The sequence below is a fragment of the Microbacterium sp. MEC084 genome (assembly GCF_004514465.2).
Taxonomy (GTDB): domain Bacteria; phylum Actinomycetota; class Actinomycetes; order Actinomycetales; family Microbacteriaceae; genus Microbacterium.
On the sequence record NZ_MYFP02000001.1, the window covers coordinates 412,750 to 435,348 of the forward strand.

Genomic DNA, 22,599 nt, shown 5'->3' on the forward strand with positions numbered 1-22,599 from the left:
CCGGTGTGCGTCGCCCTGACGTCGGTGCTGGCCGCTGCCGTGGCCGCGGCCGCCTGGGCGCCGACGGGAGCGCTCCTGGCCCTCTGCCTGTTCGCGGCGGGCTTCGCGGACGCCGTGGTCGACGTCGCGCAGAACGTCGTGGGCCTCCGGGCCCAGACGCGTGCCGGCCGACCGGTCCTCTCCTCGATGCACGCGCTGTGGAGCCTGGGCGGCGTCGCCGGCGGGGCGGTCGCGACCGCGGCCGCCGCCTCGGGCGTCGACATGTGGGTGCACCTCGTGCCGGCCGGGGTCGTCGGCGTGGTCGCGGTCGGCGTCGGCGCATGGCTGGTCGGCCCGATGGACGCGCCGAGCGGCGAGGCCCCGCCGCACGCCGACCGCCGCCTGCGACGATGGGCTCCCGTGCTGCGCGCCGTGCTGCCGCTGGTCGTCATCGCGGTCGCGGGCACGATGCTCGAGGACGTCGCGAACAACTGGGCGGCGCTGTCGGCGGTCGAGCTCGGCGGCGTGGAGGCGGGCGCGGCAGGCATCGCCTTCACGGTCGTGATCGGGAGCCAGTGCATCGGCAGGTTCACGGGGGATGCGCTCATCCACCGATTCGGAAGGGCGGCGGTCGCGCGCTCGGGCGGCGCCCTCGTCGCCGCGGGCGGCCTGGGGATCGTCAGCGGTCAGTCCGGGCTGTTCTTCGCGGGCCTGGCGGCCGTCGGCCTCGGCTGCGCGACGCTCGTCCCCAGCGCGCTCACGGCGGCCTCGCGTGTCCCCGGACTCGCGGAGGGCACGGGCGTGATGATCGTGAGCTGGCTCATGCGGCTGGGCTTCCTCGGCACGAGCCCCCTCGTGGGCGCGATCGCCGACGGGGCCGGGCTGCGCGCCGCGATGCTGGTGCTGATGCTCGCGGGCGTCGCGGTCCTGCTGCTCGGCCGGCACCTGGGCGGCGGGGACGAGGCGCCGCCCGCGCCGTAGGGTTACGCCCCCGCCGCGCCGCTGTCAAGGCGGAGGCGCATCCTGCCGGCCCCTCCTAGCGTCGACTGCACGCCCGGATCATTCGGGACCACCGCACGAGAGAGGACGAACGCCATGACCACCGCACGCGACATCATGACCCCCGACCCCCGCTGCATCGGCGAGAACGACACGCTCGTGGACGCGGCGATGCTGCTGGCGGACCTCGACGTGGGTGCGCTGCCGATCTGCGGCGAGGACGGCAGGCTGAAGGGCATGCTCACCGACCGCGACATCGTCGTGAAGTGCCTCGCGAAGGGCGGGGACCCCCGCACGGACACGGCGGGCTCGCTCGGCGAGGGAACGCCGGTCTGGGTGGATGCGGGCGCCGACGTCCGCGACGCGCTCACGCTCATGGAGCAGCACCAGGTGCGCCGCCTGCCGGTGATCGAGGACCACCAGCTGGTCGGCATCATCAGCCAGGCCGATGTGGCACGCAATCTCGAGGCGACCGAGACGGGCGAGACCGTCGAGCAGATCTCCGAGGAGTGACCGCGCGGGGTGCGGGCGGCGGCGTCCAGGGTCCGGGCAGGATCGGCGCGCCAGACTGAGCGGATGCGTCATCGCCGGATCCTCGCCGCCGTCCTCGCGGCGAGCGCTCTCGCCGCGGGCGGCGCGGTGGCTGCCGTGTCGCTGACGCGCGCGGAGGACGCTCCCCCGGGCTGCGACGACATCCGCGCATACCAGCAGCGCTTCGGCGAGATCGAGCGCCTGGGAGCGGGCGACCGCGAGCTCACCGTGCTGGGCGACTCCTACTCGGCCGGGGACTCGCTGCGCGATCGCGGCCGCCGCTGGACCGACGCGCTGCCCGCGCTCGAGCCCGGTCTGACGGTCGAGCTGGACGCGATCGCGTTCACGGGCTACGTGAACACCGGCGGGTGCGGCCCGAACTCGTTCCGCGACCGCATCGACCGCGCGGTCGCCGAGGTGGATCGGACCCTGGTGATCCAGGGCGGGCTCAACGACGTCTACGCCCAGCCGGCCACGCTCGAGCGGGCGGCCTCGGCCGTGCTCGACGCCGCCCGGGCTGTGGATCGCGTGGTGGTCGTCGGCCCCGTGGACGTGCCGGGGCGCGAGGGAGAGGCCGCCGTGGACGGCGTCCTGGCCGACGCGGCGGAGGCCCGCGGCCTGGCGTACGTGTCGACCCTCGACTGGGACCTGCCTGTGGGCCCCGACCGCGTCCATCTCACCGCGGAGGGGCACCGCGCCTACGCCGAGCGTCTCCGCGACGCCCTCGTCGTGGCCGGCGCGCTCTGAGGCGCGAGCACGGCCCCGCGCGCCGTCACATCCACTTGCGCCACTTGAACACCGTGTACAGCCCCACGGCGGTCACGGTCATGAGCGCGAGAGCCATGGGGTAGCCCCACACCCATTCCAGTTCGGGCATGTGCCGGAAGTTCATGCCGTAGACGCCCGCCACGATGCTCGGGCCGAACAGGATGGCCGCCCATCCCGAGATCCGCTTCACCTGCTCGTTCTGCGCGAGCGCGGTCTCGGTCTGCCGGCGCGTGACGAGCGTCGAGTTCACCGTCAGCGCGTTGTCCAGGATCGCCCGGTACGACGCGAGCCGGTGCGCGATCCGGATGGTGTGGTCCAGCACGTCGCGCAGCGACCGCTGCAGCTCGATGTCGACGCCGTACCGGTCGGCGCCGCGCAGGAGCGACTCCAGCATGGTGCTGAGCGGATCGACCGCTCGCTGGAAGCCGATCACCTCGCGCGAGAGCTCGTAGATCCGGCGGGACAGCTCGGCGCCGTCGTCGCTGAAGAGCAGGTCCTCGATCTCGTCGATGTCGTTCTGCAGGCCGCCCGCGACCGGCTCGTACTCGTCGACCACCTCGTCGAGGATCGCGTACAGCACGGCCTCCGGGCCCAGCGCGAGCAGGTCGGGGACGGCCTCCATGCGCTTGCGCACGCGGGCGAGGTCCGGCGACTCGGCATGCCGGATGGTGACCACGAAGTCCGGGCCCACGAACACGTGCAGCTCGCCGAGCTCGACGGTCTCCCGCGACTCGACGTACCGCGCCGGCAGCAGCACCGCGAACAGCGTGTCGCCGTACCTCTCGAGCTTCGCGCGCTGGTGCCCCGACAGCGCGTCCTCGACCGCGAGCGGGTGCAGCGAGAACTCCTGCGCGACCTTCTGGATCTCCTCCGTCGTCGGCCGGAAGAGGCCGATCCACGCCATGCCGTTCCGGTCCCGCATGTGCTCGAAGGTGTCCTCGAGGCTGGCGGGGTTCTCGATGCGACGTCCGGCGACGTACACGGCGTTGTCGATGATGGGCACTCGCCCATTGTCCCCGCGCCGCCCGCCGCGCCCCGGAGGCGCGCGCCGGCCAGGGCCGACGTGCGCAGCACGGCAGCTCCCCTGTCCCGTCCGGGCCCGCGGTGGGATCATCGAGGAGCGGCGCGCCGGCCCCGCACGGATCGAAGGAGATCGACGCATGTCACGCGCACAGGAATGGCTGGACGGCTACCTCCGGGCCTGGAAGTCGAAGGACGAGTCGGATGTCCGGGCGATCTTCACGGACGACGCCGAGTACTGGTTCCGCCCGAACGACGCCGAGCCGGTGCGCGGCATCGACGCGATCGTCGAGATGTGGGCCGGCGACGAGCCGGTCGAGCCCGAGTACGCGTTCGAGGTCCTGATCGAGGACGAGCGGCTGGGCATCATCAAGGGACATGTGGACTATCCCGGCCACCAGCACTACACCAACCTCTGGGAGGTCTACTTCGCTGCCGACGGCCGCGCGCAGCGGTTCGTGGAGTGGTTCATGACACCGCGCAAGCGCGCCGACAACGGCTGAGGTGCCCGGGCCCCGGGCCGCTGCCATCCTCCGTCATGGCAGTATGGCGGAGCACCCACGGCTCGCTCGGAAGGACGCCCATGCCCCTCTCGCCCCGCCGCGCCGCCGCCGTGATGCTCCTCCCGCTCCTGTTGCCTCTCGCGGCGTGCACGGACGCCGGCGGGGACGCCGCGCGCGCCGCCGCCGCGGACCTGGCGGCCGCCCTGTCGGCGCACACCCTCGACGGCGTCGAGCTCGCCGAGCCGGACGCCGCGGCCGACTTCGCCCAGCAGGTCGAGCCGCTCTCCGACTACGACGTCGAGGTCGTCGCGGACGAGCTGGAACGCGACGGATCAGAGGCCGCCGTCCCCCTGCACTGGACGTGGACCATCGAGGGCCGCGAGTGGACCTACGACACGACCGCCCGGCTCGTCGAACGCGAGCAGGAATGGCTCGTCGACTGGACGCCGTCGACCTTCGTCCCCGAGCTCACGGCGGACGAGCGGATCGAGATCCTCCGCGAGCACGGCCCCCGCGCCGATGTGGTGGACGCCGCCGGCGAGCCCATCGTCACGATGCGCCCCGTGGGCCGGTACGGCCTCGACAAGGCCAACACCCCCGCCGAGGAGGTGGGCGCCTCGGCGGAGCGGATCGCGGCCGCGGTCGGCATCGACCCGGTCGCCTTCCGTGCGGCGGCGGAGGGCGCGGGGCCCGAGGCCTTCGTCGAGGCGCTCGTGGTGCGCGAGGGCGAGGAGCAGGCTCACGTGAGCCCGGACTTCGCCGGCATCCCCGGTGCGCTGCGGGTCCCGGATGAGATCCCGCTCGCCCCGACGCGGACCTTCGCCCGCGAGCTGCTCGGCTACGTCGGGGAGGCGACGGCCGAGGTCGTCGAGGCCTCCGACGGCGCGGTGCGCCCCGGCGACCAGGTCGGACTGGCCGGCCTCCTCGCGGCGCACGACGCGACGCTCCGCGGAACGCCCACGATCCATATCGACGCGGTCGACCCGGATGAGGCCCGGCGCAGCATCGCCACCTTCGAGGGCGAGCCCGCCGAGCCCCTCGCGCTCACGCTCGACCAGGCGCTCCAGACCGACGCGGAGCGCATCCTGTCCGGCCTCGGCGGCGCCGACTCCCCCGACAGCGCCATCGTCGCGATCCGCCCCTCCACCGGGGAGATCCTCGCCGCGGCGAACGGGCAGGGCAACGGCGGCGTCAACGCGGCCACCGCCGGGCAGTACGCGCCCGGCTCGACGTTCAAGCTCGTGACCGCGCTCGCGCTGCTGCGCGCGGGCGTCGCCCCCGACGACGTCCTGAGCTGTCCCGAGTCCGTGACGGTCGACGGGTACACCTTCCAGAACTACGACGACTACCCGCCCGGCGCGATCGGGGACGTGTCGTTCCGGACCGCGATCGCGAACTCCTGCAACACGGCGCTCATCGCGGCGCGCGACCGCATCGACGCGGATGCGCTGGCGACGGCCGCCGAGAGCCTGGGCCTGGGCGGCGTGATCGACCTCGGATACCCGGCGTTCCTCGGTCAGGTGCCGGAGCCCGCGGGCGAGACCGAGTGGGCCGCGGACCTGATCGGGCAGGGCCGCGTGCTCGCGTCGCCGCTCGCGATGGCCACCGTCGCGGCGTCCATCCAGGCGGGCCGCACGGTCGTGCCGCACCTGATCGCCGACCGCGTGGGCGAGGCGACGCCCTCCGTGCCGCTCACCGCCGACGAGGCCGCCACGCTGCAGGAGCTCATGCGCGCGGTCGTGACCGAGGGATCCGCGCCGTTCCTCCAGGCGGTCCCCGGCGAGCCTGTGGGCGCGAAGACCGGCACCGCCGAGTACGGGGAGCCGGACGACGCCGGCTCCCACCCCACCCACACCTGGATGGTCGGCACGCACGGCGACCTCGCCGTGGCGGTCTTCGTCGAGACCGGCGCCTCGGGAGCCGAGACCGCCGGGCCGCTCCTGCAGTCGCTGTTCGAGCGCTGGTGAGCGCGCGGAGCTGAGTCCGCCGGACGGGCGCGGGTCCCCGCGGGCCGGCGCCCGTCCGCGGGCGGACTCAGTCGGCCGAGGCCCGCGTGACCGCCTCGAGGTGGCGTCGCGCGGCCTCGACGACCGACTCGAGCCCCTCCTCCCCGGACACCTTCTCCTCCCCGACCGCACCGGAGGTCGCGTACCGGTGGACGACCTCGAGGAGGTCGAGAGCGAACTGCGCACGCTCCCGCTCATCCATCGGCTTGAGCTGCTGTTCGATATCTGCCGCGAGCATCGTGTCGAGTGCCATGCCGCGACCGTACGCACGATGCGGGCGGCGATGCGAGGGGTTGCGCGCCGGACGACCCGACGCTACCGCGGCGACCGCTGCGGCGTGTAGCATGCCGGAAACAAGTGGGCTATACCATTCCCGAAAACCCCCCACCCATTGCCCACCTCCGGACACACAGGAGTGCCAATGTTCTCGTTCGAAGACCTCATCGAGGTCATCACCAACAACCTGTTCAGCCAGGTATCGGTCCTGATCGGCATCATCGCGATCATCGGCCTGGCCCTGCAGCGCAAGCCGTTCGAGCAGGTCGTCGCCGGCGGCCTGCGCGCCACGATCGGCGTCGTCGTGCTCAACATCGGCGTCGAGATCTTCGTCGGCGGCCTCGTCAGCTTCCAGGCGATCGTCGCCAGCGCGATGGGCCTCGAGCCGCCGACCTCGGACGCCACGCTGACCGGCTTCACCACCGAAGGACCCGGAACCGTCGTGCCGCTGATCATCGCGGGCGGCTTCCTGGTGCACCTCGTGTTCGTGCGCATCTTCAAGGCGGCCCGCTTCGTGTACCTCACGGGCCACCTCATGTACTGGATGAGCGTCGTGATCGCCGCCAGCCTCGTCGAGGCCTTCGGCGACGTGAACCGCTGGGTGCTCGCGGGCGTCGGCTCGCTGCTCATCGGCTGCTACTGGGTGCTCCAGCCGCTGTGGACCGCGCCGGTCATGCGCAAGGTCATGGGCAACGAGGACATCGGCCTCGCCCACACCGACTCGGTGCTCGCGGTCGCGTCGGCGTACGGTGCCAAGGCCCTGCGTCTCGGCGACCCCAAGAAGCACGACTCCGAGAACCTGAACCTGCCGCGCGCGCTGTCGTTCTTCAAGGACATCAACGTCTCGACCGCGTTCGTCATCGGCGTCATCATGCTCGTCGCGATCGCGTTCGCGGACGCCGCGGTCGTCACCGAGCAGATGGCCGGCTCGACCGTCCTGCCCGCGGTCTGGGCGCTGCTGCAGGCCCTGCGCTTCGCGGCCGGCATCGCCATCCTGCTGTTCGGCGTGCGCATGTTCCTCGCCGAGATCGTCCCCGCGTTCAAGGGCCTCTCGGAGAAGGCGCTGCCGGGCTCGAAGCCCGCGCTCGACCTCCCGGTCACGTTCACGCAGGCGCCCACGGCCGTCATCGTCGGCTTCCTCGCCTCGGCCGTCGTGTTCCTGGTCCTCATGGGCGTGTTCGCCGGCCTCGGCTGGTTCGTCCTGGTCCCGCCGATGATCATGCTCTTCTTCGGCGGCGCGGCGGGCGGCGTGTTCGGCAACGCGGTCGCCGGCTGGCGCGGTGCCGTCTTCGGCGGCGTGCTGAACGGCGTGTTCCTGGCGTTCGGCCAGTGGATCAGCTGGGGCGTGTGGAACACCACGGCTCCGGAGCTCGCGACGCTGATCGACTCCGACTGGGTCGTCGTCGGCTGGACGCTCGCCTGGCTCGGCCAGCTCCTGGCTCCCCTGGGCGCCGCGGCGCCGTGGGTCCTCGCGGTCGTCATGGTCGCCGTCACGATCGCCGTGCTGGTGCTCGCCGGTCGCCGGATGCCCGCGCAGGCCGAGCTCTCGGAGGAGACCGAGACGCACGCGGCGTTCGTCGACCCCGCCGCCGAGGCGACCATCGCGTCGACCGACGCGGTGCAGCACGGCGCCCAGCACGCGCCTGTCGCCGTGGCCACCACGGACCGCCCCGAGACGCTCACGGTGCTCGCGGTGTGCGGCGCCGGCATGGGCTCGAGCCTGATCCTGCGCACGACGGCCCAGAAGGCGCTCGAGCAGATGGGCGTGCCCGCCTCGCTCGACCACGCCGACGTCGGCTCGGCGCGCGGACAGCGCCCCCACGTCGTGATCGGCCAGCCGTCGTACCTGTCCGAGGTCGGCGGGATCGCGCCGGTCGCGGTGCCGATCACGAGCTTCGTGGACGTCAAGCACGTGCGTGAGCGCCTCGAGCAGGCCCTCACGGAGAAGGGCTGGCTGTGATGGAGAGCCTCTCCGAGTACGTCGACCACGTCGGCTCGACCAATCGGGAGGCCATCGAGCAGGCGGCCGCGGCGATCGTCCGCAGCGCCGAGTCGGGCGGCCTGGTCCGCCCGACCGGCGCGGGGCACTCCCTCGCCTCGGTGCTGGAGACGTTCTTCCGGGCCGGCGGACTGGCGTTCGTGCGACCGATCTGGCACGAGCGGGTGCTGCCCTTCCACGGCGCCCGCACGGCCACGGCGGCCGAGCGCGAGGAGGGCCTGGGAGCCGCGGCGGCCGCGGCCGCCGAGATCGGCGCGGACGACACCGTGATCGTGTTCTCGAACTCGGGCGTGAACCCGTTCCCCGTCGAGGTGGCCGAGGCCGCCAAGGCGGCGGGCGCGACCGTGATCGCGGTCACGTCGCGGCGGTCGAGTGAGGCGGCGCCGAAGCGCTCCGGGCGCAAGCTGGTCGACATCGCGGACATCGTGCTCGACACGGCCGTCCCCCCGGGTGATGCCACCTGGCCGCCGGAGGCGCCGGTCACAGCGCCGGTGTCGAGCATCGCGAACAACACGCTGTGGACGCTGATCCTGCGCGAGGTGTATCAGCTCGCGCCGGACGCTCCGCGCTGGCGCAGCGCCAACATGCCGGGGAACGACGAGTTCAATCGCGGACTCGTAGAGCGCTTCGAAGCTCAGATCCCCGAACTGTGACCGGAGCGATCCGGGCGGACAGCTCGAACCGCGAGGCGGGGTAGGTCGACGTGGTCCACTCGACCACCTCGCCTCGCGAGACCGAGACGCGCACGAGCTCGAGCACGGGGGCGCCGCTCGGGATCTCCAGGATCTCGGCGTCCTCGTCCCGCACGATGCCCGCCCGGATCACCTGCTCCCCGGCCTCGAACCGCGCGCCGTAGTCCTCCGAGAGGACGCGGTACAGCGACTCGTTCTCGAAGTCGTAGCGGGCGAGGCCGGGGAACCGGTCGGCGCGCAGGCTGCTGCGCTCGATCGCCATGGGCACGCCGTCCGCCATCCGCACGCGGGCGAGCACCGTGACGGGCGTGCCCTGCTCCACCCCCAGCACCCCCGCGACCCTCGCGTCCGCAGGCCGGTCCGCCAGCTCGAGCAGGCGGCTCGACGGCACGTGACCTCGTGCGCGCATGTCGTCGGTGAAGCTCGTCAGCTGCAGCGGCACGCTGATGGTCGGGCGGGCGACAAACGTGCCGCGGCCCACCTCGCGGGTCAGCAGCCCCTCCTTGACGAGTTCATCGATCGCCCGGCGCGCGGTCATCCGCGAGACGCCCGTCTCCTCGGCGAGCTGGCGCTCACTCGGCGCCGGTGCGCCGATCGGGGCCTGTGAGACCTGCTGTCGCAGCATCTCGGCGAGTTCGCGGTACTTCGGAGCGGTCACCCCTCGATCCTCGCACCCGCAAGCCCTCCCCTGCGCGCGCGGCCGGGCCTTGGGCGCACGACCCCAGCGGTCGTACCATCGGAGCGCGCGAGCCGTCGCGCGAGCGGAGGTGCAGGGTGATCGTCACGCTGAGCGAGAAGGACTGCCGAGAGCTGCTGCGCTCCGCGACGGTCGGTCGTCTGGGCTTCGTCCGCGACGGACGGGTGGAGATCATCCCCGTGAGCTATCTGATGCACGAGGGCGACGTCGTCATCCGCACCACGACCGACGGCGTGCTCAGCGCGCTCCCCGATGCCGAGGGCCCCCTGGCCTTCGAGGTGGACTACCACGAGCCGATCGGCGGCATCGGCTGGAGCGTGCTGACGTACGGCACGCTCGCCGTGATGGCCGATGACGAGGTCGCGCGCATCCCGGACCCGGGACGCGTGGTGCCGTGGGCCGGCGGTACACGCCCGCTGCATCTGCGATTCGCGATCGAGAGCCTGTCCGGCCGTCGGGTGCGCCGCGAGCGCGAGCACGGGCGCGGCGACTGAGCCGGTCGGACGCCGTGCGGGCCGCCGTCAGCTCCGGATGCGCCGGTGCCGCTGGTAGACGATCTGACCGATGGCGCGGGACTCGACGAGCTCGAGCGCGAGCGGGCCGGCCAGGTGCGGCAGGTACGGCGTGCCGCCGCCGAGCACGATCGGATAGGTGAAGGTCCGGTACTCGTCGATCAGATCCTGCGCGGCGAGCGTGGCCGCCAGCCCGGCGCCGCCCACCGCGACGAGACCGTCCAGCCGATCGAGCTCGTCCGCGACCGGCTGGGACGCGAGCGTGGCGTTGCCCTCCACCCGCTCGAGCGTGCGCGAGAACACGACCTTAGGCAGGTTCTGCCAGATGCGCGCGAAGTCGGGCCCGCTCTCGCCGAACGTGAAGCCCTTCTCCCAGGGCAGCATGTCCTGGTACAGCCGCCGCCCGCACAGGTGGGCGTCGAGCTCGGCGGTGTGCGCCGTGCGGAACGTCATCTCCTCCTCGTCGGGCGTGGTCCAGTCGATGGACCCGTCGGGGGCAGCGATGTACCCGTCCAGCGAGACGCCGAACTCGTAGACCACGGTCCGTGCCATGCGGATCACCTCCGGCGTCAGTCTGGCGCGGCGGCCCCGAGCGGTCCAGAGGCGTCGCGAGTAGCCTCAGCCGCATGGCATGGGAGTTCGAGGCGGAGCTGATCTCGTGGCGCGGTCCGGCTCCGTTCGTGTTCGCACCCCTGCCGGTGGACGTCTCGGAGGACATAAAGCAGGCCGCGCGCGGCCTGATCTACTGGGGTGAGGTGCCGGTGATCGCCACGATCGGCGACACCGAGTTCGACACCGCGATGTGGCCGAAGGACGGCCGCTTCCTGCTCCCGATCAAGGTCGCGGTCCAGCGCGCCGAGCGGATCGACATCGGCGACGTGGTCGCCGCACGGGTGCTGCTCCCCGGTGAGATCGAGTGACCGCGATCGGGTTCTGAACCCGGACGCGGCCCGTCTCGTGTCCCGTTCACAGGGGGAGCCCGCGGCGCGCCCGCGCCGCGGTGTGGACCACAAGGAAGAGGCGTCACATCATGCACCACCTCACTCGCGCCACGCTCGCGACCGCGGTCGCGGTCCTCGCCGTCGGCGCCGGCACCGCGGCCGCCCACGCCGCACCGGCCATCCCCGTCAACAACGGACAGGAGACGACCGGCGCTGAAGGAGGCGCGCACGGCAAGTTCACCTACACGATCGACGGCGATCAGTTCTGCTACACACTCGACGTCGTCGGGCTGACGCAGCCGGCGGGCGCGGCGCACATCCACATCGGCCCGCGCGACGAGCCGGGCCCCGTGGTCATCCCGCTCGAGGTGCCGGCCGAGACCTCGTTCCAGGTCGACGACTGCACCACCGTCACCGATCCCGCGATCCTCGACGGCGTGCGCGCCAACCCGGGCGCCTATTACGTCAACGTGCACACGCCGACGTACCCCGGCGGCGAGGTGCGCGGCCAGCTGAAGTAGCCAGGGCCCGGGGCGCGACCGCCCGTCCGCTCATCCACAGCCATCGGCAGCGGCGGGTGGTCGCACTCGGCCCCGCGGACCCCGCGGACGAGCGCCTGCGCTCAGTACTCGCCCTTGATCACGAAGTACGAACCACGGATCTCGCCGGCCAGCTTGGAGCGCTGCCGAGCGAACTTGAACGCGGCGAGCTCGGTCGGGACATCCATGCCCTGCGACAGCTTGAACCCGACGGCGCGCTTCCCGCCCTCGGCGAGCGTGTACAGCACATTGATCGAGAGCCCCGACTCGTAGAACACGTAGCTCCACCGGATGCCGTCGACCTCGAACTCCGACACCTCGAGCGGGCGCGAGGCGATCTCGATCCCGCGCTCGTCCTTGAGCACCCGCTCGATGTAGGCCATCACGTCGGGTGCCTCATCGGCGGGCGTGACCTCGAACGTGTGGTCGTACTTGTTCCTGAAGTACCGCGCCTCGTTCGCGCGCAGCCCGGCGAGCGCCTCGGCCACGGGCGACGACTCCAGCCCCTCGGTCGACACGTTCACGAAGTCGACGACGTCCGGCATCTGGCCTCCTCGAGTCGGTGATCGGGTCCACGCTAGCGCGCGAACGAGTGCGGACGAGGGAACGCGACCCACCGATCATTCCGCCCACCTTCCGCGGCCGCGCAGGCCTCGCGACTGCGCAGAACGCACGGTGCACGGGAGAAATCTGATAACCAAGAGGGATGAGCACCATCGAACGCGTCCCCGACGTCGCCTCCCCCGCAGCCGACCGCGCCGCGCGCCTCGCCGTGACGGTCTTCCCCATCCTCGTGATCGTCGCCGGCGTCATCGGCTTCCTGCTGCCCGGCGCCGTCGCGCCGCTCGGGCAGGCGGTGCCGTGGCTTCTCGGGGTCGTGATGTTCGGGATGGGCCTGACGCTCACCCTCCCCGACTTCACGCGCATCCTGAAGCGGCCGTGGATGGTGGCCATCGGCGTGGTCCTGCAGTACCTGATCATGCCGCTCACCGCGTGGCTGATCGCGCTCGCGCTGCAGCTCCCCGCCGAACTCGCCGCCGGTGTGATCCTCGTTGGATGCGCCCCGGGCGGCACCGCGTCGAACGTCGTCACGTATCTCTCCCGCGGTGACACGGCGCTCTCGGTCACCGTCACGACGTGCTCGACCCTGCTGGCGCCGGTGCTCACGCCGCTCCTCACCCTCTGGCTGGCCGGGCAGTTCCTGGAGGTTCCGTTCGCCTCGATGATGATGTCGATCCTGCAGACGGTCCTGCTGCCGGTCGTCGCGGGCCTCGTCGTGCGCCTGCTGCTGCGCCGCTGGGTCGAGCGCGCGCAGCCCGTGCTTCCGTGGCTGTCGACCGTGGCGATCGCCCTGATCGTGGCGGCCGTGGTCGCCGGCAGCGCCGACCGGATCGTCGGGGCCGGCCTGCTCGTCTTCCTCGCGGTGTTCCTGCACAACGGCTTCGGCCTGCTGCTCGGCTACCTCGCCGCGTGGGGGATGCGCATGACCCAGCGCGAGCGCCGCGCGATCAGCATCGAGGTCGGCATGCAGAACTCGGGGCTCGCGGCCTCGCTCGCCGCCGCGCACTTCTCGCCGCTCGCGGCGCTGCCGGCCGCGGTGTTCTCGGTCTGGCACAACCTGTCCGGCGCGATCTTCGCCCTGATCATGGGACGCCGCCCCGTCACGGACGAGTGACGGCGGGCGGCGCGCGAGACCGCTTGATCGCTGCTGTGACCATGAGTCGCGCCATCGAAGGAGCCGCACGGATGTCCCACAACGCCACGATCGGCACGGCGCTTGCCGCCTTGGCCCTCGCCACGATGACACTGGCCGGATGCACCGCCACCGCCGCGCCCGAGGCCGCCGAGCAGACGCCCAAGGCCTCCCCCGCTGCGGCTGCCACTGAGAGCGAGCCGACTCCCACAGCCGCTCCAGCGCCGGATTCGGCCGAGCCGGAGACCTGCTCGCGCATGTCGGAGGTCGTCAGCTACACGGACGATTGGCGCTGGGAGCGAAGGCAGCCTCTGCGGGATCTCGGCGCGCGGGAGTTCGCGCAGGGCGAGGTGACCTTCGGGGACGACGGGGCCCCCTTGACGTACACCGTCGCGGCCGGCGACGTCGAGGCCGTGATCGTTGAACGGCTCTGCGCGTACCCGAACGTCGCCTCGTTGAACCACGAGCGCTACGTGTACCCGGGGCTGGTGCTCTGGCTCACACCGAACCCCGACACCCCGTGGGTGCCGCTCCACAGTCCGGTGGACGCGCAGGCCGGTTTCCAGCAGATCCCTTACCAGGAGGCCATCACGGCGGCGGGCGTGGCGGTCGACGCAGGTGACATCGAGACCGTGCGGGCCATCTGGAACGACACGCTCAAGGGAATGTTCACCGACCAGGACGTCATCCACGCTGTCCAGCAGGTGGTCGACTCCGGCGACCCGGACGCGCTCCGCCAGCTCTTCTCCTGAGCCAGCACCACGGGGCACTCCCGGCCGGATGTCACTCGCTGCGACCGCTGTGGTCCGCGACGTCGGGCTCTGCCCGAAGAACGTCCGCGATCTCCTCTTCCGGCCGGGGCGCGATCGTCTCGTCCTCCTCCAGCTCCGGGATGGTCGACTCTTCGAGCGCTGGGATGTGCCGGGGCGCGATGTCGTCGGCGTCTGCGGACATCGGGATCCTCCTCTCGCCGGGAGGCTCACGTTACGCGCAGAACGTCAGACGTTGAAGCGGAACTCCACGACGTCGCCGTCCTGCATGACGTAGTCCTTGCCCTCGATGCGGACGCGACCCTTGGCCTTAGCGTCGGCCATCGATCCGGCCTCGTCCAGGTCGGCGAACGAGACGACCTCGGCCTTGATGAAGCCGCGCTCGAAGTCCGAGTGGATGACGCCCGCGGCCTGCGGGGCGGTCCAGCCCTTGCGGATCGTCCACGCGCGCGACTCCTTGGGGCCGGCGGTGAGGTAGGTCTGCAGGCCGAGCGTCTCGAAGCCCACGCGCGCGAGCTGGTCGAGGCCCGACTCCTGCTGGCCGAGCGACTGCAGCAGCTCGAGAGCCTCGTCGGCGTCGAGGTCGATCAGCTCCGACTCGACCTTGGCGTCGAGGAACACGGCCTTAGCGGGGGCGACCAGCGCGGCGAGCTCGGCCATGCGCGCCTCGTCGGTCAGCACGCCCTCGTCGACGTTGAAGACGAACAGCGTCGGCTTGGCGGTCAGAAGGCCCAGCTCGCGGATGGGCGAGACGTCGAAGCCGGCCTGGAAGAGGGTCTTCCCCGCGTCGAGCACGTCCTTGGCGGCCTTCGCGGCATCCAGGACGGCCGGGTCCGTCTTCTTGCCCTTGACCTCCTTCTCGATGCGCGGGATCGCCTTCTCGAGGGTCTGCAGGTCGGCGAGGATCAGCTCGGTGTTGATCGTCTCCATGTCGGAGGCCGGGTCGACCTTGCCGTCGACGTGCACGACGTCCGAGTCGGCGAAGCCGCGCACGACCTGCGCGATCGCGTCGGCCTCGCGGATGTTCGCCAGGAACTGGTTGCCCAGACCCTCGCCCTCGCTCGCGCCGCGCACGATGCCCGCGATGTCCACGAACGACACGGGCGCGGGGAGGATGCGCTGCGAGCCGAAGATCTCGGCGAGGCGGTCCAGGCGCGGATCCGGCAGCTCGACCACGCCCACGTTGGGCTCGATCGTCGCGAACGGGTAGTTCGCGGCGAGAACCGTGTTCTTGGTCAGGGCGTTGAAGAGGGTGGACTTGCCGACGTTGGGCAGGCCGACGATGCCGATAGTGAGAGCCACGGGAGTCCAGTCTACGCGGGGCCATGCCCCTCCCCCGGCGCGCCTGCCGGGCCGCCCGCGACCGGGCCCGCAGACTCGAGGCGTGGCACTGGACTTCACGGCGATCGACTTCGAGACGGCCAACGGATCTCGGGCGTCGGCGTGCCAGGTGGGCCTCGCGAAGGTGCGCGACGGCCGCGTCGTCGAGAAGACCGGATGGCTCATCCGCCCGCCCGCGGGCCACGACCTGTTCCAGGAGTGGAACACCCGCATCCACGGGATCACGGCCGCGGACGTCGAGGACGCGCTGGGGTGGGACGAGCAGATCGAGGACCTGATCGGGTTCGCCGGCGACGACGTGCTGGTCGCGCACAACGCGAGCTTCGACATGGGCGTCCTGCGCGCCGCCTGCGAGGTCACGAGCTACGAGCTCCCCGCCTACCGCTACCTGTGCACGCTCGCCGTGGCGCGCAAGGCCTATCAGCTGCCGTCCTATCGCCTGCCCGTGGCGGCCGAGGCCGCCGGGTTCACGGGCTTCGCGCACCACGACGCGATCGCCGACGCGCTCGCGTGCGCGCACATCCTGATCGACGCGGCCCGCCGCAGCGGCGCCGACGACGTCGACGGGCTGGCGGAGGCGCTGGGCGTGCGCACCGCGCAGATCGCTCCCGCGGTCGTCGCGGCCGCCTGATCCGCACGATGTCCGAGGCCCCGGTCATGATGGCCCCATGGACGCACTCGCCCTTCTGCTCGTGATCGTCGCCCTCGCGGCAGGCGCCGCCATCGGGTGGTTCGCGCGCGCCGGCCGGGCCGCTGCCGAGACGGCCGAGGCCCGCGCGGCGCTCGCGGCGCGCGACGCCGAGGTCGGCGCGCTCCGGGAGGCCCTCGAGCGGCAGGAGGACCTCCGCCGGGACGCCGAGGCGCATGCCCAGGCGGAGCGCGCGGCGGCCGAGGAGCGCGCCCGCCGCGAGAGCGCCGTGCTGACGGCCCTGGCCCCGGTGCGCGAGAGCCTGGGGCGCATGCAGCAGCGCGTGGACGAGATGGAGCGCGAGCGCGCCGGGCAGTTCGGCACGATCGCCGAGCAGCTGCGCCGGGCGCAGGCGTCGGAGGAGGCGCTGCGCGCCACGACCGAGTCCCTCGCGGGCGCGCTGCGCTCCACGACCGCGCGCGGCGTGTGGGGCGAGACGCAGCTGCGCCGGGTCGTCGAGTCCGCCGGCCTGGTGCGCCACGTCGACTTCGACACGCAGGCCACCCTGACGGGCGCGGATGCCGCCGGCCGCCCCGACATGGTCGTGCGCCTGCCGGGCGACAAGGCGATCGCGATCGACGCCAAGGCGCCGCTCGACGCCTTCCTGGACGCGACGGCGATCCCCGACACGGCGACGGGGGACGACGCCCGCCGGCGCCGCGACCTGCTGAAGCAGCACGTCAAGGCCGTGCGCTCCCATGTCGACGCGCTCGCGAAGAAGGCCTACTGGACGGGCCTGGCGTCCAGCCCGGAGTTCGTCGTCTGCTTCCTGCCGAGCGAGTCGATCCTCGCCGTCGCGCTCGACGAGGATCCGACGCTGATGGAGTACGCGTTCTCCAAGCGGGTCGCGCTCGCCTCGCCCGTGAACCTCTGGGCGGTGCTGAAGACCGTCGCCTACGCGTGGACGCAGCAGGAGGTGTCGGACGAGGCGCGCACGCTGTTCACGCTGGGCAACCAGCTGTACGAGCGGCTCGGCACGCTCGCGCAGCACGCCGACGACCTGCGCCGCGCGATCGAGCGCACGGTCGACTCCTACAACCGGTTCGCCGGCTCGCTCGAGTCGCGGGTGCTCGTCACCGCCCGCCGGTTCCCCGGCATCGACGCGACCAAGCTGGCGTCCACCGCGGAGCCGAAGCCGATCCTGTCGTCGACGCGCCGGATGGCGGCGCCCGAGCTCATCGAGGCGCTGGACGTGCCCGATGCGCCGGTCACGGAGTCGATCGCGACGCGGCTGGATCAGTCGCGACTGGAAGCCGCGACCGAGAGCGGCGAACCGCTCAGCCGGGGATGAAGCTCAGCAGCGCCGTGACGGCGCCCGAGAACACCACGAAGGAGCCGATGAACCACCAGGCGCTGGGCTCCTGGCCGGGCGCACGGCGGACGCGGAGAAGCACATCCGGACGGCGCGCGGGGTCGACGACCGGCTGAGAGCCCGTCCGCGGCGAGGCGACGTGCTGCTGCACGTTCTGCACCGGCGCGTGCTGTACTGACATGCCTTCGTCCCCCTGCTGTGTCCGCCGTCCGGATCCATTGTCCCAGACGGATCCTCCGAAGTCGGTCACAGCTCCATCACGCGCGGCGCCGTGCGCCACCTGGTGGGAGTCAGCGAGGGGTCAGAGCCACTTCGAGACGAGGTGGTCCGACGAGACGCGGCGCAGCGTGCCGGAGTGGCTGCGCAGCACCACGCTCTCGGTGTAGACGTAGTCCCCCTCGCGACGCACGCCCGCGACGAGCGCGCCGTCGGTGACGCCGGTCGCGACGAACAGGGTGTTGTTGCCCGCGACGAGGTCGTCGGCCTCGTACACGTGGTCCATCTTCAGGCCCGCGTCGATGCCCTTCTGACGCTCGTCGTCGTCGCGCGGCCAGAGCCGGCCCTGGATGTGCCCGCCCAGCGCCTTGATCGCGCAGGCCGTCACGATGCCCTCGGGGCTGCCGCCGACGCCGACGCACATGTCGGTGCGGGCGTCGTGACGCGCGGCGTTGATGCCGCCGGCGACGTCGCCGTCGCTCATCAGGCGGGTGCCGGCCCCGGTCTCGCGGATCTCGCGGATCAGCTGCTCGTGACGCGGACGGTTCAGCACCGACACGACCATCTCGTCCACCGGCTTGCCGAGCGCCTTCGCGAGCAGCCGGATGTTCTCGCCGATGGGCAGGCGGATGTCGACGACGCCCACGCCGGCGGGCCCGGTGACGAGCTTGTCCATGTAGAAGACGCTCGACGCGTCGAGCATGGTGCCGCGGTCGGACAGCGCGATCACGGAGAGGGCGTTGTTGCGTCCCTCGGCGGTGAGGGTCGTGCCGTCGATCGGGTCCACGGCGATGTCGTACGAGCGTCCCCTGCCCGTGCCGACGTGCTCGCCGTTGAAGAGCATCGGAGCGGCGTCCTTCTCGCCCTCGCCGATCACGACGACGCCGTCGAAGTCGACCGTGGAGAGGAAGGCGCGCATCCCGTCGACCGCGGCGCCGTCGGCCGCCAGCTTGTCGCCGCGCCCGATGAACGGCACCGCGCGGATGGCGGCGGCCTCGGTGGCGCGCACCAGCTCGAGCGCGATGTTGCGATCCGGGTGGAGCGGAGACATGTCGGAGGTCTGCATGTTTCGAGCGTAGAGGTGCGAGCCGTCCGCGCACCGCCGATCCGGCCGACAGGAATCGCGATTCTTTCCGATGCGCGAATGGACCCACCGTCCCTCCGCCCCAGGACCCGCCTGAAAGGCGCCCCGCCCGCCGCTAGACTGGCGACGCTTCATAGACCGACATTCCAAGGAGTCGTCCATGCCTTTCGCCACCCCGGATCAGTACGCGGAGATGCTCGATCGAGCGAAGGCCGGCGGCTTCGCCTATCCGGCCATCAACGTCTCGAGCTCGCAGACCATCAACTCGGTGCTCCAGGGCCTCCAGGAGGCCGGCAGCGACGGCATCCTGCAGGTGACGACGGGCGGCGCGGACTACTTCGCGGGCCACACGGTCAAGAACCGCGCGGTCGGCGCGATCGCGATGGCGGAGTACGTCAAGCGCGTCGCCGCCTCGTACGACATCACCGTCGCGGTGCACACGGACCACTGCCCGAAGGACGCGCTCGACAGCTTCCTGCTGCCGATCCTCGCGGCCTCGGAGGAGCAGTTCGCCGCCACGGGCGCCCCCATCTTCCACTCGCACATGTGGGACGGCTCCGCCGTGCCGCTCGACGAGAACATCGAGATCGCCAAGGAGCTGCTGCCCCGCACCAAGAACATCGGCTCGATCCTCGAGATCGAGGTCGGCGTGGTCGGCGGCGAGGAGGACGGCGTCAAGCACGAGGGCTCGAACGAGGCGCTCTACACGACGGTCGCCGACGTCGCCCAGGCCGTCGAGGCGCTCGGCCTCGGCGAGAACGGCCGCTACATCGCGGCCCTCACCTTCGGCAACGTGCACGGCGTGTACAAGCCCGGCGGCGTCAAGCTGCGCCCCGAGCTGCTCGGCGAGATCCAGGAGGGCATCGCCGCGCAGTTCGGCACCGGCGAGAAGCCGCTCGACCTCGTCTTCCACGGCGGCAGCGGCTCGACCGACGAGGAGATCGCGACCGCGGTCCGCAACGGCGTCATCAAGATGAACATCGACACCGACACGCAGTACGCGTTCACGCGCTCGATCGCCGGCTACATGTTCTCGAACTACGATGGCGTCCTGAAGATCGACGGCGAGGTCGGCAACAAGAAGCAGTACGACCCCCGCGCGTGGGGCAAGGTCGCCGAGACGGCGATGGCCGCGCGCGTGGTCGAGGCCACCAAGCAGCTCGGCTCGTACGGCCAGTCGCAGCGCTGACGCCGACGACATCATCCGGAAGCCCCGGCCCGCGCGTGCGGGTCGGGGCTTCCGCCGTTCCCGGCGGGGGCCTCAGCCGATCGCGGAGAGTTGCGACTCGACGGCCGCGTACAGCGCGCGGGACTCGGTGAAGCGCGCCTCGTCGTCGACCTGCCCCAGCACGACCGCGTAGACGCGCACCGTGCCGTCGGCGTGCGCGACGTCCTTCGCGGACAGCAGGCTGCTGCCCTCCAGCGTCCCGGTCTTGATCCCGACGACGCCCGGGTCGGCCAGCAGGTCGTTCGTGTTCTCCACGAGCCCGGCGCCGGGCAGCTCGACCGCGGGGGTCGCCACGATCTCGGCGATCACCGGATGCGCGAGCGCGAGCCGCCCGAGCTCGATCAGCGCGGCGGCCGTGGCCGTGTTCGCCGGGTCGATGCCGGTCGCCTCGACGATCGTGATGTCGGTGAGCCCGTGCCCGGCGAGGAAGTCACGGGCGGCGACAGCGAACGCCGCGTCATCGCCCCAGATGTCGGCGACCAGGATGTCGGCGTAGTTGCACGCGGATCCGATCAGCATGCCCTGCAGGAGCTGGTACTCGGTCAGGATGCCGCCGACGGGCACCTTGAGCGCGGACTCGCCGCGGGCCGTGTACTCCTCGTACGACGCGTTCCACTTCTCCACGAAGTGGTACTCCGCGCCCGCCTCGCCGACGGCGAGGGGACGCTCCTCGAGCACCATCAACGCGGTGACCAGCTTGGTGATGCTGGCCATCGGCACGGCGTGGTCGGACCGCGCGACCACGGGTCCGTCCCCGACGGCCACGGCCGCCGCTCCCTGCGCGGGCCAGGCGAGGCGCGTCGGATCGGTCTCGGGCGCGACGACCGCCGGCGCCTCCGCGACCTCCTCGGCGACCGCCTCCGGCACCCGGTCGGTCCCGGGACCGACCGCCGAGTTGGCGAACGTGGCGATGCCCAGGCCGAGTCCGCCGGCGAGCGCCACGAAGAGCCCGAAACGGGCGAGACGCTGACGACGGCGGCGGCTGAACGGACTCATCGCCGTCCAGTCTCACCCACCGGGACGCCGTCCGTGCGGCGACCCGCCCCGGAACGACCCCCGAGACGACCCGGATCGGCCCCTGATCCGGCCTAGCCGGCGGCCTGGTCGAGCACGGCCTGCAGCACCGCGGGGTCGCTGAGCAGGCCGAACGCCACGACGAGGCCCGAGAGCGCGTTGAACACGAAGCCGCCGGCGAGCGGGATCCAGAACAGGATCCATCCGCGCCGGTGCGCGCGCCACGTGAGCCAGGCGGTCAGGAGCCAGCCGCCCGCGAGCAGGAGCGCGGCCGCGATCCCCCAGCCGCCCGTCGAGGTGACGCCCAGCTCCCCCGCGTCGAGGCCCATCGCGTCGAGCAGCGGTGCGGGGTCCAGCATCGCCGAGATCGCGTTCACCATGCTGACCAGCCCGTACACGAGCAGGGCCACGGCCGCGGCGCGGTCGATCAGGCGGCCGGGAGTCATGCCGGCGGCCTTCACGGGCGCGCCGACCGGGGAGACAGGCGTCGCGGGCGGCGCGCCGGGCTCGGGAAGCGGCGGGAGGGGCTGAGGCCGACGGATGCGGGCGCGCTGCTCCTCGGGCGTCGCGTACTCGCCGTACTGCGGCCGCGGGCGCGGCTCGCCGGGCGACGTCGCGTCGGTCACGCGCGGCCCCGGCCGCCGATGGCGCGGTCGTCGCGACGGCCCGTGGCGTCCTGGCGCAGCTCCTTCGGCAGCGAGAACATCAGGTCCTCCTCCGCGGTGCGCACCTCCTCGACCTCGCGGTATCCGGCGCCGGCCAGGTCCGCGAGAACCTCCTGCACCAGCACCTCGGGCACCGAGGCGCCGCTCGTGACGCCGACGGTCTCGACGCCCTCGAGCCACTCCTGGCGCACCTCGTCGGCGTAGTCGACGCGGTACGCGGCCTTCGCGCCGTGCTGCAGCGCGACCTCGACCAGGCGCACGCTGTTGGACGAGTTGGCGGAGCCCACGACGATCACGAGGTCGGCGTCGCGCGCGACCTTCTTGATCGCGACCTGGCGGTTCTGGGTGGCGTAGCAGATGTCGTCCGACGGCGGATCCTGCAGATGCGGGAACCGCTCGCGCAGGCGGCGCACGGTCTCCATGGTCTCGTCCACCGACAGCGTGGTCTGCGACAGCCACACGAGCTTCTCGGGGTCCGGCACCTCGACCGTGTCGGCCTCCTCCGGCGAGTTGACGATCACGACGTTGTCGGGAGCCTCGCCCGCCGTGCCCTCGACCTCCTCGTGGCCCACGTGGCCCACGAGCAGGATCTGGTAGTCGTCCCGCGCGAAGCGCACGGCCTCGCGGTGCACCTTGGTCACGAGCGGGCAGGTCGCGTCGATCGCCTGGAGACCGCGGTCGGATGCCGCGTTCACGACGGCCGGCGAGACGCCGTGCGCGCTGAAGACGACGTGCGCACCCTCGGGCACCTCGTCGACCTCGTCGACGAAGATCGCGCCCTTCTTCTCGAGCTCCGTGACCACGTGGATGTTGTGCACGATCTGCTTGCGCACGTACACGGGCGCGCCGTAGCGCTCGAGGGCCTTCTCGACCGTGATGACCGCCCGGTCGACGCCGGCGCAGTAGCCGCGGGGCGCCGCGAGCAGCACCCGCTTGCGTCCGGGGCCCGGGATATCCTTGAGGGGCTCGCGGCGGACGTCCGCCCGGCGTGCCGGGACGGCGGGCACGGGCAGAGAGATGGGGGTGGCGCTCACACGTCGATTCTACGGGCGGCCCCTGAGCGGGGCCCGAGCGCGGCCATCCCGTCCGGTACCCAGAACCACTCCCGAGGCAGACCAGAGGTGGC

The 22,599-nt window shown here is 72.1% G+C and carries 27 protein-coding genes; 15 read left to right on the forward strand and 12 right to left on the reverse strand.

The window, feature by feature from the left end; genetic code table 11:
• Nucleotides 1-3: 3 nt before the first annotated feature.
• The 3 genes from B5M43_RS01990 to B5M43_RS02000 all read left to right on the forward strand — a co-directional run bounded on the left by B5M43_RS01990 (nt 4) and on the right by B5M43_RS02000 (nt 2,256).
• Nucleotides 4-960, forward strand: a complete 957-nt coding sequence (locus tag B5M43_RS01990; protein ID WP_205829460.1) for an MFS transporter — start codon at nt 4-6, stop codon at nt 958-960.
• 114 nt (nt 961-1,074) lie between these two features.
• Nucleotides 1,075-1,491 (forward strand): CBS domain-containing protein, encoded by a 417-nt coding sequence (locus B5M43_RS01995; RefSeq protein WP_055989781.1) that lies wholly within the window; start codon nt 1,075-1,077, stop codon nt 1,489-1,491.
• A gap of 63 nt (nt 1,492-1,554) precedes the next feature.
• The gene (locus B5M43_RS02000; RefSeq protein ID WP_055989784.1) at nt 1,555-2,256 is read left to right on the forward strand and encodes an SGNH/GDSL hydrolase family protein; all 702 of its coding nucleotides are present in this window, start codon (nt 1,555-1,557) and stop codon (nt 2,254-2,256) included.
• A 25-nt stretch (nt 2,257-2,281) separates the two neighbouring features.
• Here B5M43_RS02000 and B5M43_RS02005 read toward each other — a convergent pair whose 3' ends face one another.
• On the reverse strand, nt 2,282-3,280 hold the full coding sequence (locus B5M43_RS02005) for a magnesium and cobalt transport protein CorA (RefSeq protein WP_055989787.1): 999 nt from the start codon (nt 3,278-3,280) through the stop codon (nt 2,282-2,284).
• A 157-nt stretch (nt 3,281-3,437) separates the two neighbouring features.
• On the opposite strand from B5M43_RS02005, the gene B5M43_RS02010 reads away from it, so the two are divergent.
• Both B5M43_RS02010 and B5M43_RS02015 read left to right on the forward strand, forming a co-directional pair.
• Nucleotides 3,438-3,800, forward strand: a complete 363-nt coding sequence (locus tag B5M43_RS02010; protein ID WP_134745344.1) for a nuclear transport factor 2 family protein — start codon at nt 3,438-3,440, stop codon at nt 3,798-3,800.
• An 80-nt stretch (nt 3,801-3,880) separates the two neighbouring features.
• Nucleotides 3,881-5,767 (forward strand): penicillin-binding transpeptidase domain-containing protein, encoded by a 1,887-nt coding sequence (locus B5M43_RS02015; protein WP_134745343.1) that lies wholly within the window; start codon nt 3,881-3,883, stop codon nt 5,765-5,767.
• 67 nt (nt 5,768-5,834) lie between these two features.
• Here the strand turns inward: B5M43_RS02015 and B5M43_RS02020 are convergent, their stop codons facing one another.
• Nucleotides 5,835-6,059 (reverse strand): hypothetical protein, encoded by a 225-nt coding sequence (locus B5M43_RS02020; protein ID WP_134745342.1) that lies wholly within the window; start codon nt 6,057-6,059, stop codon nt 5,835-5,837.
• Between the two features lie 168 nt (nt 6,060-6,227).
• On the opposite strand from B5M43_RS02020, the gene B5M43_RS02025 reads away from it, so the two are divergent.
• Nucleotides 6,228-8,042 (forward strand): PTS transporter subunit IIC, encoded by a 1,815-nt coding sequence (locus tag B5M43_RS02025; RefSeq protein WP_134745341.1) that lies wholly within the window; start codon nt 6,228-6,230, stop codon nt 8,040-8,042.
• Nucleotides 8,042-8,734, forward strand: a complete 693-nt coding sequence (locus tag B5M43_RS02030) for a sugar isomerase domain-containing protein (protein ID WP_055989798.1) — start codon at nt 8,042-8,044, stop codon at nt 8,732-8,734. Before B5M43_RS02025 ends, B5M43_RS02030 begins: the two co-directional genes overlap by 1 nt.
• Here B5M43_RS02030 and B5M43_RS02035 read toward each other — a convergent pair.
• Nucleotides 8,685-9,431, reverse strand: a complete 747-nt coding sequence (locus B5M43_RS02035; RefSeq protein ID WP_055989801.1) for a GntR family transcriptional regulator — start codon at nt 9,429-9,431, stop codon at nt 8,685-8,687. The genes B5M43_RS02030 and B5M43_RS02035 overlap by 50 nt on opposite strands.
• 116 nt (nt 9,432-9,547) lie before the next feature.
• Between B5M43_RS02035 and B5M43_RS02040 the strand changes: the two genes are divergently transcribed.
• Nucleotides 9,548-9,964 carry a pyridoxamine 5'-phosphate oxidase family protein gene (locus tag B5M43_RS02040; RefSeq protein ID WP_167626750.1) on the forward strand — a complete coding sequence of 139 codons (417 nt, stop codon included), beginning with the start codon at nt 9,548-9,550 and terminating at the stop codon, nt 9,962-9,964.
• Nucleotides 9,965-9,991: 27 nt separating this feature from the next.
• Here B5M43_RS02040 and B5M43_RS02045 read toward each other — a convergent pair whose 3' ends face one another.
• Nucleotides 9,992-10,534, reverse strand: coding sequence for a dihydrofolate reductase family protein (locus B5M43_RS02045; protein WP_055990606.1), 543 nt, complete (start codon nt 10,532-10,534; stop codon nt 9,992-9,994).
• 74 nt (nt 10,535-10,608) lie between these two features.
• On the opposite strand from B5M43_RS02045, the gene B5M43_RS02050 reads away from it, so the two are divergent.
• Entirely contained in the window at nt 10,609-10,902 is a 294-nt protein-coding gene (locus B5M43_RS02050) for a DUF1905 domain-containing protein (RefSeq protein ID WP_134745339.1), read from the forward strand.
• A gap of 110 nt (nt 10,903-11,012) precedes the next feature.
• Nucleotides 11,013-11,444, forward strand: a complete 432-nt coding sequence (locus B5M43_RS02055; RefSeq protein WP_055989809.1) for a CHRD domain-containing protein — start codon at nt 11,013-11,015, stop codon at nt 11,442-11,444.
• 101 nt (nt 11,445-11,545) lie between these two features.
• Here B5M43_RS02055 and B5M43_RS02060 read toward each other — a convergent pair whose 3' ends face one another.
• Nucleotides 11,546-12,007, reverse strand: a complete 462-nt coding sequence (locus B5M43_RS02060; RefSeq protein WP_134745338.1) for a phage tail protein — start codon at nt 12,005-12,007, stop codon at nt 11,546-11,548.
• Nucleotides 12,008-12,168: 161 nt separating this feature from the next.
• Between B5M43_RS02060 and B5M43_RS02065 the strand changes: the two genes are divergently transcribed.
• Nucleotides 12,169-13,137 (forward strand): bile acid:sodium symporter family protein, encoded by a 969-nt coding sequence (locus tag B5M43_RS02065; protein WP_055989815.1) that lies wholly within the window; start codon nt 12,169-12,171, stop codon nt 13,135-13,137.
• Between the two features lie 71 nt (nt 13,138-13,208).
• Nucleotides 13,209-13,907 (forward strand): hypothetical protein, encoded by a 699-nt coding sequence (locus tag B5M43_RS02070; protein WP_055989817.1) that lies wholly within the window; start codon nt 13,209-13,211, stop codon nt 13,905-13,907.
• Between the two features lie 31 nt (nt 13,908-13,938).
• On the opposite strand, the gene B5M43_RS02075 is transcribed toward B5M43_RS02070, so the two are convergent.
• Together B5M43_RS02075 and ychF are read right to left on the reverse strand one after the other, a co-directional pair.
• Nucleotides 13,939-14,109, reverse strand: coding sequence for a hypothetical protein (locus B5M43_RS02075; protein ID WP_156377125.1), 171 nt, complete (start codon nt 14,107-14,109; stop codon nt 13,939-13,941).
• A gap of 44 nt (nt 14,110-14,153) precedes the next feature.
• The gene (ychF, locus tag B5M43_RS02080; protein ID WP_055989820.1) at nt 14,154-15,227 is read right to left on the reverse strand and encodes a redox-regulated ATPase YchF; all 1,074 of its coding nucleotides are present in this window, start codon (nt 15,225-15,227) and stop codon (nt 14,154-14,156) included.
• 82 nt (nt 15,228-15,309) lie between these two features.
• Here ychF and B5M43_RS02085 point away from each other — a divergent pair, with 82 nt between their 5' ends.
• Nucleotides 15,310-15,897, forward strand: a complete 588-nt coding sequence (locus B5M43_RS02085; RefSeq protein ID WP_055989823.1) for a 3'-5' exonuclease — start codon at nt 15,310-15,312, stop codon at nt 15,895-15,897.
• Between the two features lie 37 nt (nt 15,898-15,934).
• Complete coding sequence (locus B5M43_RS02090) at nt 15,935-17,245, forward strand: DNA recombination protein RmuC (RefSeq protein WP_055989826.1); 1,311 nt, start codon at nt 15,935-15,937, stop codon at nt 17,243-17,245.
• Here the strand turns inward: B5M43_RS02090 and B5M43_RS02095 are convergent.
• Together B5M43_RS02095 and glpX are read right to left on the reverse strand one after the other, a co-directional pair.
• Entirely contained in the window at nt 17,232-17,447 is a 216-nt protein-coding gene (locus tag B5M43_RS02095; RefSeq protein ID WP_055989829.1) for a hypothetical protein, read from the reverse strand. The genes B5M43_RS02090 and B5M43_RS02095 overlap by 14 nt on opposite strands.
• Nucleotides 17,448-17,567: 120 nt before the next feature.
• Nucleotides 17,568-18,548 carry a class II fructose-bisphosphatase gene (gene glpX / locus B5M43_RS02100; protein WP_134745337.1) on the reverse strand — a complete coding sequence of 327 codons (981 nt, stop codon included), beginning with the start codon at nt 18,546-18,548 and terminating at the stop codon, nt 17,568-17,570.
• A gap of 178 nt (nt 18,549-18,726) precedes the next feature.
• Here glpX and fbaA point away from each other — a divergent pair, with 178 nt between their 5' ends.
• Complete coding sequence (gene fbaA / locus B5M43_RS02105; RefSeq protein ID WP_055989835.1) at nt 18,727-19,755, forward strand: class II fructose-bisphosphate aldolase; 1,029 nt, start codon at nt 18,727-18,729, stop codon at nt 19,753-19,755.
• Nucleotides 19,756-19,827: 72 nt separating this feature from the next.
• Here the strand turns inward: fbaA and B5M43_RS02110 are convergent, their stop codons facing one another.
• The 3 genes from B5M43_RS02110 to B5M43_RS02120 form a co-directional block, all read right to left on the reverse strand.
• Nucleotides 19,828-20,790 (reverse strand): D-alanyl-D-alanine carboxypeptidase family protein, encoded by a 963-nt coding sequence (locus tag B5M43_RS02110; RefSeq protein ID WP_134745336.1) that lies wholly within the window; start codon nt 20,788-20,790, stop codon nt 19,828-19,830.
• Nucleotides 20,791-20,882: 92 nt separating this feature from the next.
• Nucleotides 20,883-21,434: a DUF6264 family protein gene (locus tag B5M43_RS02115; RefSeq protein WP_134745335.1), complete on the reverse strand. Its 552-nt coding sequence runs from the start codon at nt 21,432-21,434 to the stop codon at nt 20,883-20,885.
• Nucleotides 21,431-22,507 (reverse strand): 4-hydroxy-3-methylbut-2-enyl diphosphate reductase, encoded by a 1,077-nt coding sequence (locus tag B5M43_RS02120; protein ID WP_205829459.1) that lies wholly within the window; start codon nt 22,505-22,507, stop codon nt 21,431-21,433. Before B5M43_RS02120 ends, B5M43_RS02115 begins: the two co-directional genes overlap by 4 nt.
• Between the last annotated feature and the right edge of the window lie 92 nt (nt 22,508-22,599).

Coding starts and splice junctions, on each gene's coding strand:
- B5M43_RS01995 (WP_055989781.1), top strand. CDS start 1,075: ATGACCACCGCACGCGACATCATGACCCCCGACCCCCGCTGCATCGGC.
- B5M43_RS02000 (WP_055989784.1), top strand. CDS start 1,555: ATGCGTCATCGCCGGATCCTCGCCGCCGTCCTCGCGGCGAGCGCTCTC.
- B5M43_RS02010 (WP_134745344.1), top strand. CDS start 3,438: ATGTCACGCGCACAGGAATGGCTGGACGGCTACCTCCGGGCCTGGAAG.
- B5M43_RS02015 (WP_134745343.1), top strand. CDS start 3,881: ATGCCCCTCTCGCCCCGCCGCGCCGCCGCCGTGATGCTCCTCCCGCTC.
- B5M43_RS02020 (WP_134745342.1), bottom strand. CDS start 6,059: ATGGCACTCGACACGATGCTCGCGGCAGATATCGAACAGCAGCTCAAG.
- B5M43_RS02025 (WP_134745341.1), top strand. CDS start 6,228: ATGTTCTCGTTCGAAGACCTCATCGAGGTCATCACCAACAACCTGTTC.
- B5M43_RS02030 (WP_055989798.1), top strand. CDS start 8,042: ATGGAGAGCCTCTCCGAGTACGTCGACCACGTCGGCTCGACCAATCGG.
- B5M43_RS02045 (WP_055990606.1), bottom strand. CDS start 10,534: ATGGCACGGACCGTGGTCTACGAGTTCGGCGTCTCGCTGGACGGGTAC.
- B5M43_RS02050 (WP_134745339.1), top strand. CDS start 10,609: ATGGCATGGGAGTTCGAGGCGGAGCTGATCTCGTGGCGCGGTCCGGCT.
- B5M43_RS02055 (WP_055989809.1), top strand. CDS start 11,013: ATGCACCACCTCACTCGCGCCACGCTCGCGACCGCGGTCGCGGTCCTC.
- B5M43_RS02060 (WP_134745338.1), bottom strand. CDS start 12,007: ATGCCGGACGTCGTCGACTTCGTGAACGTGTCGACCGAGGGGCTGGAG.
- B5M43_RS02065 (WP_055989815.1), top strand. CDS start 12,169: ATGAGCACCATCGAACGCGTCCCCGACGTCGCCTCCCCCGCAGCCGAC.
- B5M43_RS02070 (WP_055989817.1), top strand. CDS start 13,209: ATGTCCCACAACGCCACGATCGGCACGGCGCTTGCCGCCTTGGCCCTC.
- B5M43_RS02075 (WP_156377125.1), bottom strand. CDS start 14,109: ATGTCCGCAGACGCCGACGACATCGCGCCCCGGCACATCCCAGCGCTC.
- B5M43_RS02090 (WP_055989826.1), top strand. CDS start 15,935: ATGGACGCACTCGCCCTTCTGCTCGTGATCGTCGCCCTCGCGGCAGGC.
- B5M43_RS02095 (WP_055989829.1), bottom strand. CDS start 17,447: ATGTCAGTACAGCACGCGCCGGTGCAGAACGTGCAGCAGCACGTCGCC.
- glpX (WP_134745337.1), bottom strand. CDS start 18,548: ATGCAGACCTCCGACATGTCTCCGCTCCACCCGGATCGCAACATCGCG.
- fbaA (WP_055989835.1), top strand. CDS start 18,727: ATGCCTTTCGCCACCCCGGATCAGTACGCGGAGATGCTCGATCGAGCG.
- B5M43_RS02110 (WP_134745336.1), bottom strand. CDS start 20,790: ATGAGTCCGTTCAGCCGCCGCCGTCGTCAGCGTCTCGCCCGTTTCGGG.